Source organism: Dyella sp. Tek66A03, assembly GCF_052567735.1.
This window is the reverse complement of sequence record NZ_CP199584.1, coordinates 1668983-1683767: the sequence shown is the minus strand read 5'-3', so window position 1 is coordinate 1683767 and position 14785 is coordinate 1668983. Positions and strand designations below refer to the sequence as shown.

9 protein-coding genes are annotated in these 14785 nt (G+C 63.1%); 6 read left to right on the top strand and 3 right to left on the bottom strand.

The features are described from left to right. Positions 1–4 precede the first annotated feature (4 nt). Positions 5–1174: an acyl-CoA dehydrogenase family protein gene (locus ACT01B_RS07495; RefSeq protein WP_445146739.1), complete on the bottom strand. Its 1170-nt coding sequence runs from the start codon at positions 1172–1174 to the stop codon at positions 5–7. 230 nt (positions 1175–1404) lie between these two features. Between ACT01B_RS07495 and ACT01B_RS07490 the strand changes: the two genes are divergently transcribed. The 6 genes from ACT01B_RS07490 to ACT01B_RS07465 all read left to right on the top strand — a co-directional run bounded on the left by ACT01B_RS07490 (position 1405) and on the right by ACT01B_RS07465 (position 12764). Then, positions 1405–2280 (top strand): DMT family transporter, encoded by an 876-nt coding sequence (locus tag ACT01B_RS07490; protein WP_445146738.1) that lies wholly within the window; start codon positions 1405–1407, stop codon positions 2278–2280. A 426-nt stretch (positions 2281–2706) separates the two neighbouring features. Then, positions 2707–3903 carry an efflux RND transporter periplasmic adaptor subunit gene (locus ACT01B_RS07485; RefSeq protein WP_445146737.1) on the top strand — a complete coding sequence of 399 codons (1197 nt, stop codon included), beginning with the start codon at positions 2707–2709 and terminating at the stop codon, positions 3901–3903. Positions 3904–3922: 19 nt separating this feature from the next. After that, the gene (locus ACT01B_RS07480) at positions 3923–7030 is read left to right on the top strand and encodes an efflux RND transporter permease subunit (RefSeq protein WP_445146736.1); all 3108 of its coding nucleotides are present in this window, start codon (positions 3923–3925) and stop codon (positions 7028–7030) included. Next, positions 7027–10332, top strand: coding sequence for an efflux RND transporter permease subunit (locus ACT01B_RS07475; RefSeq protein WP_445146735.1), 3306 nt, complete (start codon positions 7027–7029; stop codon positions 10330–10332). Before ACT01B_RS07480 ends, ACT01B_RS07475 begins: the two co-directional genes overlap by 4 nt. Beyond that, positions 10329–11792, top strand: coding sequence for an efflux transporter outer membrane subunit (locus tag ACT01B_RS07470; protein WP_445146734.1), 1464 nt, complete (start codon positions 10329–10331; stop codon positions 11790–11792). The genes ACT01B_RS07475 and ACT01B_RS07470 overlap by 4 nt, the downstream gene beginning before the upstream one ends. 78 nt (positions 11793–11870) lie before the next feature. Next, complete coding sequence (locus ACT01B_RS07465; protein WP_445146733.1) at positions 11871–12764, top strand: aldo/keto reductase; 894 nt, start codon at positions 11871–11873, stop codon at positions 12762–12764. 223 nt (positions 12765–12987) lie between these two features. On the opposite strand, the gene ACT01B_RS07460 is transcribed toward ACT01B_RS07465, so the two are convergent. Further along, positions 12988–13920, bottom strand: coding sequence for a 5'-nucleotidase (locus ACT01B_RS07460; RefSeq protein ID WP_445146732.1), 933 nt, complete (start codon positions 13918–13920; stop codon positions 12988–12990). A 52-nt stretch (positions 13921–13972) separates the two neighbouring features. Further along, positions 13973–14746, bottom strand: coding sequence for an NAD kinase (locus tag ACT01B_RS07455; RefSeq protein WP_445146731.1), 774 nt, complete (start codon positions 14744–14746; stop codon positions 13973–13975). Between the last annotated feature and the right edge of the window lie 39 nt (positions 14747–14785).

Here is a 14785-nt window from a genome sequence, read left to right as displayed (position 1 = left end):
TCGCTCAGAACGCGCTGATGCCCGTCAGCTCGCGACCCACCACCAGCTGATGCACGGTCTCGGTGCCTTCATAGGTGATGACCGATTCCAGGTTCAGCGCATGACGGATCGCCACATGCTCGGTGGTGATGCCGGCGCCGCCGAGGATGTCGCGGCATTCGCGCGCGATATCGATGGCCATGCGGCAGTTGTTCCACTTGGCCAGCGAGACCTGGGTAGGCTGCATGTTGCCGGCGTCCTTGAGGCGACCGAGCTGCAACGAAAGCAGCTGCGCCATGGTGATGCGGCGGGCCATCTCAGCCAACTTCAGCTGCACGGCCTGGTTGGAGGCCAGCGGGCGACCGAACAGGATGCGTTCCTGCGTGTAGTCGAGCACTTCCTTGAGGCAGGCCTGGGCGGCGCCGATCGGGCCCCAGGTGATGCCGTAACGGGCCTGGGTGAGGCAGCCGAGCGGCCCCTTGAGGCCCTTCACATTCGGCAGGCGGTTGGCCTCCGGCACGCGCACGTTGTCTAAGAACAGCGCGCTGGTCACCGAGGCGCGCAGGCTCATCTTCTTGTGCACTTCCTGTGCGGTGAAACCCTTGGTATCGGTGGGCACGATAAAGCCCTGGATGCCGTCCTCGGTCTGCGCCCACACGATGGCGATCTGCGCCACATTGCCGTTGGTGATCCACATCTTGGCGCCGTTGATGACCCAGTCGCCGCCGTCCTTCTTGGCGTGGGTCTTCATGTTTGCCGGGTCCGAGCCACCGTGCGGCTCGGTGAGGCCGAAGCAGCCGATGATTTCTCCGGCCGCCATCTTCGGCAGGTAGTGCATCTTCTGCTCTTCGGTGCCATAGGCATAGATCGGATACATGCACAGCGAACTCTGCACCGAGGCGAAGCTGCGCAGGCCGGAATCACCGCGCTCCAGCTCCTGACAGATCAGGCCGTAGCTGACGCCGTTCATGCCGGCGCAACCGTACTTTTCCGGTAGCGTGGCGCCAAGCAGGCCAAGGTTCGCGATCTCGGGCACCAGTTCCTTGGGGAAACGGCCCTGATCGAAGCAATCGCCGATGATCGGGAGCACCTTTTCGTCGACGAAGCGGCCGACGGTGTCCTGCACCATGCGCTCCTCATCGGAAAGCAGCGAGCGGACGTCGTAGAGATCGAGGGGATTCAGGCGAGCGGACATGCGTCGGTTCCGTAACGGGAAGGGCAAACGCACATTCTAGCGGGCCTGTCCTGCCGGGTCATGGCGAGGTGCAGCAGGGCCGGGGTAGGCGTCCGGGAGCGGCTATGGGACCATGCGCGCCTCCCCGTCGTCTCGGCGAGCGCTGCGACCCCGTGTCTCCCAGCGAGCCGCCAAGGCGCTGGATCGCGGCTGTTTCAGGGATGACGAGCCTCTCCCCCGCTGGAATCCCCATGCTCAAAGGTGTCCTGCTCGGTTTCGCCTGCTATGCCGCCTATGCGATCAGCGATGCCTTCGTAAAATCGCTGCACGGCAGCCTGCCCGCCTACGAGGCGGTGTTCTTCGGTGCCGTCCTGATGCTCAGCGCCCTGCCCTTCATACGCAAGCCGGGTGACCGCTACGTCGAAGTGTTCCACGCGCGCAAGCCGCGGCTTTGGTGGATTCGGGCCATCACAGGCGCCATCTGCAATATCGCGGCGGTCATCGCGTTCACGGCGCTGCCCATGGCCGAGGCGTTTGCGCTGATCTTCCTGCTGCCGATCTTCGTCACCCTGCTCTCGGTGATTTTCCTGAAGGAACACGTCGGCTGGCGGCGCTGGTCCGCGGTAATCGTAGGCTTTATCGGCGTACTGGTAGTGCTGCGCCCTGGTTTCCGGGTGTTGGGGGCGGGCCATCTCGCCGCGATGATCTGCGGCCTCTCCGGTGCCGTCTCGGTGGTCGCCCTGCGCATGGCAGGCCCGCATGAGAAGCGCATCAGCCTCTATGGCGCCGGCGTGATCGGTCCGCTGGTGAGCGGCGGCGTGTTGATGTTGCCGGCCTTCGTCTGGCCGAACCTTCATCAAGGGTTTCTGCTGGCCGGCTACGGCCTGCTGGCCGGCTTGGCCGGCGTGCTGCTGATGTTGGCCACTCACCATGCCCCCGCCAACCGCATCGCGCCCACTCAATACAGCCAGATGCTATGGGCGATCGGTTTCGGCTACCGGCTGTTTGGCGATCATCTCGACTGGCCGATGCTGTTCGGCATTGCGCTCATTCTCGGCTCGGGCCTGTTCACCCTGGTGCGCGAGGAAAAAGTCACCTCATGGTGGCGACGCACCAAGATGGTCTGAGTGTTCGCGCAGGTCACCTGAGAAAAGTCTAAATAAATTTTTCATCTCAAAAGACTTAATTCAGACCTACAGCTGGGGCAAGGTATAGCCAGCGTCGCCGCCAATGATCACCAATCCGTGACGACCGCTATGCCATCAGTCATGAGCGGTAGACACATCAAGCACATACGGCTGAAACAAGGGCCGCGAACGATTGGCAGGCGATTGTATGACGGCCCTCGCGGTCAACCACATGGACAAAGAGTCGTTGAAGTTGTCACGACAGTTTTTTGCTGTCGGCAACTCACGTCTTTCGAGGCGGCGACGCTTCAAACCATGAACGTGTGCTTGCTTGTTTGGTGAATTTTGGAATGGATTGCTGGGAGATGGCGTATGAGTGCCGACACGTCGACAACAACCGGGCACGTTCGTAAAAAACGAGGCTGGTTGATCACCGCCATCGTCATCATCGCCCTGATCGTGCTGATGGTGGTGCATATCCTCACCGGCACCAAAACCCGGATCGGCAATCCACCCCAGGTAGTGAGCGTCGCGAGCGCGTCCCTGGGTGACATGCCGGTCATCCTCAATGCGCTGGGCACGGTCACGCCGGTCGCCACCGTCAACGTACTGCCGCAGTTGAGCGGTTACCTGACCGCGGTGGGCTACCAGGAAGGCCAGGACGTGAGCAAGGGGCAGTTCCTCGCCCAGATCGACCCGCGCCAATTCGAGATCAACAAGCAGCAAGCCGAGGCCCAGCTGGCCAAGGATACGGCGAGCCTGGCCCAGTCCCGCTCCGACCTGGTCCGCTTTACCCAGCTACATGAGCAGAAATCGATTGCCGAGCAGACCTTCACTGGCCAGCAGTTCCTGGTTCAACAGAACGAAGCCGCGGTAAAGGCCGATAAGGCGAGCGTCGCGCAGGCCGAACTCAATATCGAGTATTGCCATATCACCGCCCCGGTCGCCGGGCGCGTTGGCCTGCGCCTGGTCGATCCCGGCAACTTCGTCACGCAATCGATCGCACCGGGCATCGTGACCATCACCACGATGAAGCCGACCACGGTGCAATTCACCGTGCCACAGAATTCATTGAACCAGGTGCTGGAGCGCGTGAACGCAGGCGCGAAGCTGCCGGTGACCGTTTACAACAGCAATAACACCAAGCAACTCGCCACCGGCACGCTGTTCGCGCTGAGCAACCAGATGGCCACCAGCACGGGCACGGTGACCTTGCGCGCCACCTTCGCCAACGATGACGAGGAGTTGTTCCCCAACGAGTTCGTCAACACACAGTTGCTGGTCGACACGATGCACAAAGCGGTGCTGGTGCCCACGCCAGCCGTACTGAGCGGTGCGCCCGGAGATTTCGTGTACCTGGTCAATGCCGACCAGAGCGTCTCCGTGCACAAGGTGACGCTCGGCCCCAGCGATGGCAGGCATACGGTGATCCTGTCCGGACTTTCGGCCGGCCAGCAGGTCGTCACCGACGGGACCGACCGTCTGAGCGACGGCGCCAAGATCAAGGTCGCCACGGCGAAACCGGCCCACGCAGGGAGTGCCCCAGCGGCGGCGTCATCCGCGGAAAGTACTCAGCACCCGAGCGGTAAGCGCGCGCACGGCGCCGCCTCCACCTCGTCGTGATCGGCGGACCAGCTATCCGATGAATATTTCGCGCCTGTTCGTCCTCAGGCCGGTGGCGACGTCGCTGCTGATGATTGCCCTGGTGCTGGTGGGCCTGGTCGCCGTGCGCTTCCTGCCGGTGTCCTCCCTGCCCGCCGTCGACTACCCGACGATCCAGATACAAACCTTTTATCCCGGCGCCAGCCCGACGGTGATGGCGACCACGGTGACGGCGCCGCTGGAAGTGCAGCTGGGCGAGATCCCCGGCCTGCAGCAGATGACGTCGAACAGTTCGGCGGGTGCCTCGGTCATCACCTTGCAGTTCAACCTGGCGCTCAACCTCGATGTGGCCGAACAGAATGTGCAGGAGGCGATCAACGCCGCCAACAGCCTGCTCCCCGCAGGCCTGCCGGCACCGCCGACCTATGCCAAGGTGAATCCGGCCGACCAACCCATCCTCACCCTGGCGGTCACCTCCAACTCGATGTCGCTGACGCAGTTGCAGGACGTCGCCAACAACCGGCTCGGCGCGAAGATTTCCGAAGTGTCGGGCGTCGGCCTGGTGACACCGGCGGGTGGCAACGTCCCCGCCGTCAGAGTCGAGGCGGACCCCCGGAAGCTGGCCGCTTACGGACTCAATATCGATGACTTGCGTTCGTTGATCGCGAACACCAATGTCAGTCAGCCCAAGGGCAATTTCGATGGCCCGTATCTGAACTACACCATCAACGGCAACGACCAGATCGAGGACCCGAAGGATTATCTGGATACGGTGGTCTCGTACCAGAACGGCGCGCCCGTGTTCCTGCGCGATGTGGCCCGGGTCACCCAGTCGGCGCAGAACACCGAGCAAGGTGCCTGGTTCAACACCACCCAGGCGATCGTGCTCAATGTGCAGCGGCAGCCCGGGGCGAACGTGATCGCCACGGTCAACCAGATCATGAAGCAACTGCCGGAGCTGGAATCCACCTTGCCGGCAGGCATGAAGGTGCAAGTGGTGGCCGACAGCACCGGCGTGATCCGTTCTTCGGTGTCCGACGCAGCGTTCGAGCTGGTGCTGGCGATCGTGCTGGTGGTGCTGGTGATCTTTGTGTTCCTGCGCAATGTGCCGGCCACCATCATTCCCAGTATTTCGGTACCGGTCTCGCTGATCGGCACCCTGGCGCTGATGTACGAACTGAACTATTCGATCGACAACCTCTCCCTGATGGCGCTGATCATCGCCACCGGCTTCGTCGTCGACGACTCGATCGTGATGATCGAGAACATCGTGCGCTATCTGGAGGAAGGCCGCACGCCGCTGGAGGCGGCGCTGGAAGGGGCGGGCCAGATCGGCTTCACCATTCTCTCGCTGACGGTTTCGTTGATCGCCGTGCTGATCCCGCTGTTGTTCATGGGCGGCGTGATTGGACGCCTGTTCAGCGAGTTCGCGGTCACCCTGGCGGTCACTATCGTACTGTCGGGCATCGTCTCGCTGACCCTGGTGCCGATGCTGTGCGCGCGCCTGCTGCGGGCCCAGGCCGATCGACATCCCAGCCGTTTCGAGCGCGTCAGCGAGGGCTTGTTCAACAAGACGCTGGCCGCCTACAAGAGCGGGCTGAGCTTCGTCATGGCGCGCCAGACGCTGACCTTGATCGTGTTCATGGCCACGCTGGCGCTGACCATCATCCTGTACATCGTGATCCCCAAGGGTCTGTTCCCCGTGCAGGACGTGGGCGTGATCCAGGGCATCAGCATTGCCGACAACTCGGTGTCCTACTCTGCGATGGTCAATCGACAACAGGCGCTGGCCGAAGCAATCCTCAAGGATCAGGACGTCACCGGGCTGACTTCGTATGTCGGCATCGACGGTACCAATACCACCCTCAACAACGGTCGCTTCCTGATCAACCTGAAGACGCGTGACGACCGTTCATCGACCGCTGCCGACATCGCCCGACGTATCCAGACCGAGGTGACGCAGATACCGGGCATCAAGCTGTACCTGCAGCCCGAGCAGGATCTCACCCTCGACACCACGATATCGCCGAACCAATACCGGTTCGTGCTGCGCGGGCCGAGCCAGCAAGCCTTCATGCAATACGTGCCCGAGCTGATTGCACGCATGAAGAAAATCACCTCGATCACCGACGTCACCAGCGACCTGAACAATGACGGCCTGAGCGTGGATATCGAGGTCAATCGTCAATTGGCGGCGCGCTTCGGCATTACCGCGGCGACCATCGACAACGCGCTCTACGATGCCCTGGGCCAGCGCATCGTGTCGACCATCTTCAACCAGTCCAGCCAGTACCGCGTGATCCTGGTGGCCAAGCCCGAAAGCATGCCTACGGTGGAATCGCTGGGTGACCTGTACCTGCCCAGCCAGACCAGCGGCACGGGTCAGGTGCCGCTAAAGGGCATTGCCACCATCAAGATCACCAAGTCGCCGCTGGTACTCAGTCATCTGGCGCAGTTCCCCTCGGTCACCATCTCCTTCAACCTGGCCAAGGACGCATCGCTCAGCAAGGCGGTGGAAGAGGTCAACCAGGCCGAGAAGGCGGTGAACCTGCCCTCCTCCATCACCTCCTCGTTCCAGGGCGCCGCGCAGGCGTTTCAGGACTCGCTGTCCAGCGAGGTATATCTGCTGATCGCGGCCCTGGTCGCCGTCTATATCGTGCTGGGCGTGTTGTACGAAAGCTTCATCCATCCGGTGACGATTCTCTCCACCCTGCCTTCGGCAGGTATCGGTGCCTTGCTGGCACTGATGATCGCCGGCAGCGACCTGGATGTGATCGGCATCATTGGCATCGTGCTGTTGATCGGCATCGTCAAGAAGAACGCGATCATGATCGTGGACTTCGCGCTCGAAGCCGAAAGAGTGCATGGCAAGCCACCGGAGGAAGCGATCTTCGAGGCGTCGCTGCTGCGCTTCCGTCCCATCCTGATGACCACGTTGGCGGCGATGCTCGGTGCCTTGCCGATGCTATTGGGTAGCGGCACGGGCTCGGAGCTGCGCCGCCCGCTTGGTTTGGCGATTATCGGCGGCCTGGCGCTGAGCCAGATGCTGACCTTGTTCACCACGCCCGTGATCTACCTGTTCTTTGATCGGCTTGCGCTGCGCTTCCGGCGCAAGGATCCCGAACAGGCTGCCGAGCCAACGCCGTGAGCATCCCCGGGCTCTTCATCAAGCGACCGGTGGCGACCACCTTGCTGGCGGTCGCCATCCTGCTGTCAGGGTTGCTCGCGTATTTCCGCCTGCCGGTGGCACCGCTGCCGAACATCACGTTTCCGGTCATCGTGGTGCAGGCGAGCATGGCGGGCGCCAGCCCGAACATCATGGCATCGACAGTGGCGGCTCCGCTGGAGCGTCGCCTCGGCACGATTGCAGATGTCAGCGAACTGACCTCGCAGAGTTCGGTTGGCTCCGCGCAGATTGTGGTCCAGTTCGGCTTGAGCCGCGATATCAACGGCGCGGCCCGCGACGTGCAGGCCGCCATCCAGGCAGCGCGCGCGGACTTGCCCACCACCCTGCGCAACAATCCAACCTATCGCGAGTACAACCCGGCAGACTCGCCGATCATGGTGCTCGCGCTGACCTCCAAGACGCTCACGCGGGCGCAGCTCTACGACTCGGCCGACTCGGTGATCCAGCAACAGCTGTCGCAGGTCGACGGTGTGGGTCAGATCACCCTGGGCGGCAGCGCGCTGCCCTCGGTGCGCGTGGAACTGGAGCCTGATCAGCTCAACAGCTACGGCATCGGGCTGGAAGACGTGCGCGCCGCCATCAGCTCGGCCAATGCGAACAGCGCCAAGGGCCATATTGACCAGAATGGCCAGCGCTTCGAGGTGCTGTCCAACGACCAGATCAGCAAGGCTGCACCCTACCGTGATCTGGTGGTGGCCTATCGCAACCATGCGCCCGTCCTGTTGCGCGATGTCGCCAGCGTCCAGGACTCGGCGGAAAACATCCGCAATGCCGGCCTTTACAACGGCAAGGATGCGGTACTGGTCATCGTCTATCCGCTGCCGGGCGGCAATATCGTCAAGACCGTCGCGCAGATCCGCAAGGTGCTGCCGTCGATCGAGGCGACCCTGCCGCGCAATGTGCATATCGGCATTGCCCTGGATCGCTCGCAGTCGGTCAACGCGGCCGTCAACGATACCGAGCGCACCTTGTTTATCGCCGTGCTGCTGGTCATTGGCGTCGTCTATATCTTCCTGCAATCGCCCCGGGCGATCCTGGTACCCGCGGTGGCGTTGCCGCTGTCCATCGTCGGCACGTTTGGGCCGATGTATCTGCTTGGCTACAGCATCGACAACCTCTCCTTGATGGCGCTGACCATCGGCACCGGTTTCGTGGTCGATGATGCGGTGGTGGTATTGGAAAACATCGTGCGGCACGTCGAGTCGGGCATGGACGTGCACGAGGCGGCCTTGCTCGGCAGCGCCGAGGTCAGCTTCACCGTGATTTCGATGAGCTTGTCGCTGATCGCGGTGTTCCTGCCGATCCTGCTGATGCCTGGCATCGTCGGCCTGCTGTTTCACGAATTTGCCGTCACCCTGTCCATTGCAATCCTGCTGTCGCTGGTGATCTCGCTGACCGTAACGCCGACCATGGCGGCCTACGTACTCAACCGCCGCACCTTGCACTCGAAGGCACGCTGGGCTGTCTGGTATGAGCGCCAGTTCGAGCGTTTTAAGAACGCGTACTCCCGCTCGCTCACCGCCGTGCTCGATCACGCGATGCTGGTCGGCTTGACCCTGATCGGCCTGATCGTGCTCAACGTGTTCCTGATCCGACTGGTGCCTTCCACCTTCTTTCCGGAACAGGACAACGGCATCCTGATCGGCCAGATCATCGCGGACCAGAGCATTTCGTTCCAGGCGATGGAAAAGAAGCTCGCGCAGTTGCAGGCGATCGTGGAGAAAGACCCCGGCGTCGAAGCGGTAGCCGGCTTCACTGGCGGCCGTGCCCTCAACACCGCCAATGTGTTTATCGAGCTCAAGCCGCTGGCCCAACGCAAGATCTCGGCCGCGCAAGTCGTCGATCGACTGCGTCCCAAGCTCAACGCGGTATCGGGCGCCAAGCTGTTCCTGCAGGCCGCGCAGGACTTGCATATCGGTGGACGACAATCGGCATCCGAATATCAATACACGCTGACCAGCGACGACTCGGATGCGCTGTTCCTGTGGGTGCCGAGACTGGTCACCGCGCTGGGCGCATATCACACCCAGATGACCGACGTGAATTCGGACCTGCAGCAGAACGGCTTGCAGATCTTCGTCAATATGGATCGCGCCACTTCATCCCGTTACGGCTTTGCGCCGAACCAGCTGGACAGCGTGCTCTACGACGCTTTCGGCCAGCGCACCGTGTCGACGGTGTACAACCAGCTCAATCAGTACTTCGTGGTGATGGAGGTTGCGCCGAAATATTGGCAGTATCCGCAGATGCTCGATCGGATACGTTTCAGCTCGGCCGCAGGCAATGCCAGTGGCACGCAGCAGACGCAGATATCGAGTGCACTGGTGAAACCGGTGATCCCGGTGATGGCCGTGAGCACGGCGCAGGGCTCGTCATCGAGCACCAATGCACGCAATGCCGACGCCGAGGCGAACCAGCTTACCAATGCCATCTCCAACTCGAAGGGCGGCAGCTCCAGCGGTAGCGCGGACAGTACGGCGGCCGAGACGATGGTGCCGTTCCCTGCCCTGGCGTCCTATGTCAGCAATCACACGGCGACCCAGGTCAGCCACCAGGGCGGCCTGGTGGCTGCCACCATCTCGTTCAACCTGCCGCCGGGCGGCTCCCTGAGCAATGCTCTCGACGCGATCAAGCAGGCCTCGCAAGAGCTGGGCATGCCCGCATCCATCCATGGCAGCTCGGCGGGTGCGGCCCAGGTCTACGCCCAGTCGATGTCGACCATGCCGCTGCTGATACTTGCCGCGCTGGCGGCCGTCTATATCGTCTTGGGTATTCTCTACGAGAACACCGTCCACCCAATCACCATTCTCTCGACCCTGCCGTCGGCGGGTATCGGCGCCACCCTGGCGCTGCTGATTTTTGGCACACCGTTCTCGGTCATCGCGATGATCGGCATCATCCTGCTGATCGGTATCGTCAAGAAGAACGCGATCATGATGATCGACGTGGCCATCCATCTTCAGCGCGACGATGGCTTGGCACCGCAGGACGCGATCCATCAAGCCGCCGTGATACGTCTGCGCCCGATCATGATGACCACGGCGGCCGCCGTACTCGGTGCGGTGCCCTTGGCCGTCGGCATCGGCCAGGGCGCCTCGCTGCGCCAGCCGCTGGGCATTACCGTGATGGGCGGCCTGATACTCAGCCAGGTTTTCACGCTGTACACCACGCCAGTGATCTACCTCTACCTCGACCGCTTGCGCGCCAGGCTCGCGACGTGGTCCGAGACCCTGCCGTGGAACCGATCGGACGCGAGTGCATGACTATGAAGATCCCACGCAAAACTCTGGCCGTCTCGATGACGCTGTTGCTCGGCGGCTGCATGGTTGGCCCGGACTACCACCGTCCCCAGGTGAGCGTTCCCATCCAATACAAGGAACTGCCCGGCTGGACCGCCGCCGCACCGGCGGAAGAGGTACCCAAGGGCGACTGGTGGACCGGTTTCAACGATCCGCTGCTGGATCAGCTCGAACCGATGGTGTCGGTCTCCAACCAGACCGTGCGCGCCGATTACGCCAACTACCAGGCCGCGCTGGCGGAGGTCCAAGTGGCCCGCAGCGCCCTGTTCCCCACCATTGGCATTACCAGCGACGTTGCCAGGAACCGCATCGCCACCACCAACGCCTCCAACTCAGGTAGCAGTAGCGGGCATATTCGGCCACTGACGTCGGTAGGTTCGCTCGAAGGCAATGCCAGCTGGGCACCCGACCTCTGGGGCAAGGTCCGCCGCACCATCGAGGAGAACAAGGCCACCGCCCAGGCCAGCGAGGCGACCCTGGCCAATGCCACGCTGTCGGAGCAGACCGCGCTGGCCACCGCCGTGATCGATCTGCGCGTGACCGACGCCAATATCGACCTGCTGCAAAAGACCGTCGCCGCGGATCAGGAATTCCTGCGTGTGGTGAGCAACCAGGACAAGGCCGGCACCATTGCTCCTTCCGATGTGATTACCGCACGCACGCAGCTGGAAAACGCGCGATCCAGCCTGATCGCGCTGGGTGTCGCCCGCGCGCAGGACGCTCACGCCATTGCCGTGCTGGTCGGCAAGAACCCGGAAGAACTGGATATTCCCCACAGCACGAGCTTGCCGACCCTGCCGTCGGTACCCTCGGGCGTGCCTTCCACCTTGCTCCAGCGCCGGCCGGATGTGGCTATCGCCGAGCGCCAGATGGCCGCCCAGAACGCCGCCATCGGCATCGCCATCGCGGCCTACTATCCCAATCTCTCGCTAACCGGCTCGGATGGCTTTTCGCAATCACCGCTTGCCGGTTTGCTGCACATTGCCAACCATGTCTGGTCGCTGGGTGCCAGCGCTACGGAGACGCTGTTCGATGCGGGCGCGCGTCACGGCCAGGTCGAAGCCGCCAGGGCCACCTATGACGCCGCTGTCGCCAACTATCGCGGCACGGTGCTGAGCGCCTTCCGCAACGTGGAGGACGATCTTGCCGGCTCGACCATTCTCGCCCAGCAGGCCGAGGTATTGGATGCCGCCGTGCACGATGCCAACCGCGGCGCCGAGATCGCTTTCAACGAATACCAGGCCGGTACGGTCGACTACACCACGGTAGCCACCGCCCAGACGACCCAGCTGAGTACCCAGCAGACTGCGCTGAATGTGCAACAGCAACGCCTGCTCAACGCGGTGTCGCTGATAGGCGATCTGGGCGGCGGCTGGTCGGCCGGCGAACTAGGCGACGCGAAGCAGGCAACAGCCAAGCGTTGAACATCATGCCGGATGTCGCCTATGGCGCATGCGCAGCCAGCTTGGCACACTGCGCGTCCCACCACGCCTGATCAACCGATGTCGCCGCTTCCCGCCAACCAGCCCGCTCTTGCACTCTCGCCCATCGTGGCCGGCCTTTGGCGCATCACTGCCTGGCACCTCAGCGTGGCCGAGCGTGTGCGCTGGATCGAACAGGCGCTGGAGCTTGGCATCACCACGTTCGATCACGCCGATATCTATGGCGACTATCGCGCCGAGTCCGAATTCGGCGAAGCATTGAAGGCCACGCCAGCACTGCGCGCGCGGATGCAGCTGGTGAGCAAGTGCGGCATTCGCCTGCGCAACGCCGAGCACCCTTATCGCGTCAACTACTACGACAGCTCGGCCGCCTACGTGCGCACCCAGGTAGAGCAGTCGTTGCAAAAACTGCAGACGGAACAGCTGGATCTGGTGCTGATCCATCGCCCCGATTACCTGATGGATGCCGCCGCGCTGGCGGATACCTTCACCGCGCTGACCCGCGAAGGCAAGGTGGCGCATTGGGGCGTATCCAACTTTAGCGCCAGTCAGTTTGCGCTGCTGCATCAACACCACCCGCTGTTGACCAACCAGATCGAATTGTCGCCGCTGAAGATGGACGCGCTGGACGACGGCACACTCGACCAGGCGCAACAACTGGGCCTGCGCCCGATGATCTGGTCGCCGCTGGGTGGCGGCCACCTGTTCACCGGCGAAGACGAACAAGCTGTGCGCCTACGCGCTGAGATGACGGCCATAGCGACCCGCTACGGCATCAGCCTCAGCACGCTCGCCTTCGCCTGGGTACTACGTCTCCCATCCCGACCGCACCCCATCACGGGCACCGGACGCATCGATGGCCTGCGCGACGCCGTTGCCGCCCTGGACGTGCAGCTCGATGCGGAAGACTGGTATGCGATCTGGACAGCGAGCAAGGGGCATTCCGTACCCTGAGCGATCACGGCTTTACCGCTACGTTGGCTTTTCACTCGGGCCATCCTTGGCCCTCGCCCTGCGGGCAGCTTGCGCTGTGCAAGCCGGCATTCCTGCCGGTTTGTCACTCGGGCCATCCTCGGCCCTCGCCCTCCGGGCAGCTTGCGCTGTGCAAGCCGGCATTCCTGCCGGTTTGTCGCGCACAGGGTGCGCTCCTACAGAAAATTACCCTCGAACGGCGCGCTCAGCGATTGCTCACGCCATGCGGTACATGGCCGGTGGCCACGTGCTTGCGCGCCGACTCCACGTTCGCCGGCGAATCGTCGAAGAAGATGTCGGCACCGAAGGCGTCGAGGAACGGCCCCTTGTCGCGTCCGCCGAGGAAGAGTGCCTCGTCGATACGCACACCCCAGCGGCGCAGGGTGAGAATCACGCGTTTGTGGGCGGGTGCGGAACGCGCCGTGACCAAGGCGGTGCGGATGGGTGAATCCTCCGCGGGAAACGCGGCCTGCAAGCGATGCACCGCGGTGAGGAAGCCGCGGAACGGCCCTACCGACAGCGGCTGGTCGGCCAGTTCGTGTTCGCTGCGATGGAACGCTTCCAGCCCTTCCTCGCGCGAGACGCGCTCGCCTTCGTCACCAAAGATCACGGCGTCACCATCGAAGGCGATGCGCAACTGCTCGCTGGCGCGAGGCGGTGCCGTGGACGGCAGGATGGTGGCAGCGGCCACGCCGGCGGCTAGGGCACGGCCGACGTCCTCGGCATTGGCGGAAAGGAACAGGTCGGTCTTGAACGGGGCGATATAGTCCGACGTGGGCGCCCCGCTGGTGAACGCAGCGCGACTGATCTCCAGCCCGTAATGCTGGATCGCGTTGAAGATGCGCAGGCCAGTGTCGCCGGAGTTGCGCGACAGCAGGATCACCTCGACCGGCGGCACATCACCGGCAAGCTTGTTGAGGTCCAGCAGTTTCTGCACCAGCGGAAACGCGACGCCAGGCTTGAGGATTTCGTTCTCATGCTCGATCTGGAAGGAACGATAGGCGTCCAGCCCATCGCGCTCGAACAGCGCATGACTGTCACCCAGGTCGAACAGGGCGCGCGAGGAAATCGCCACTACCAGCCGGTTGTCACCGATGGAGGCAGGATCATGGGCGTCTAGCAGGGAAGGCGTTGTCATGGCTTGGGTCGATCATGGATCGTCCTTGGCAATCTAGCACGCGGCGCGCGGATCAATCCGGCGCGAACTGCTCATCGAGAATACGCTGTTCCAGATTGTGCTCCGGGTCGAACAGCAGGCGCACACCCTGCCCTGTGGACTGACAGATCTCGACCTCGCGAACGTCGCGCACTTCGTGGAAATCGGCGGTGGCGCTGACCGGCCGCTTGCCCGGATCGAGGATGCGCAAGGTGACCAGGGTGCGGTGCGGCAGGATGGCGCCGCGCCAGCGACGCGGACGGAACGGGCTGATCGGTGTCAGTGCCAGCACATTGGCATCCAGCGGCAGGATCGGACCGTGCGCCGACAAGTTATAGGCCGTCGAGCCGGCCGGCGTGGACACCAGGATGCCGTCGCAAACCAAGGTGGTGAGCTTCACGGTGTCGTTGAGCTTCACTTCCAGATGCGCGGCCTGGTTGCTCTGGCGCAACAGCGACACCTCGTTGAACGCCAACGCGAGATGCACCTGCCCTTCGGCATCGGTGGTGCGCATTTCCAGCGGATACAGGACGGCGGCGTGGGCACGCTCAATGCGCGCCTCCAGGTCGTCGATCCGATGCTTGTTCATGAGAAAGCCGACCCGGCCCAGCTTCATGCCATAGACGGGCGCCGGCAAGGCGCGATAGGCATGCAGGGTGCGCAGCATGAAGCCATCGCCACCTAGCGCGATGATCACATCGGCCTGCTCCGGAGCCGCGTCGCCGTAACGCTCCGTGAGCTTGCGCCGGGCCTGCTGGGCAACATTGGTACCACTGGCGACAAAGGCAAAGCGCATAGGGCCGGACATCAGTCAGGTGGCGAAGGCCTCAGTTGAGCCTAGATGGAT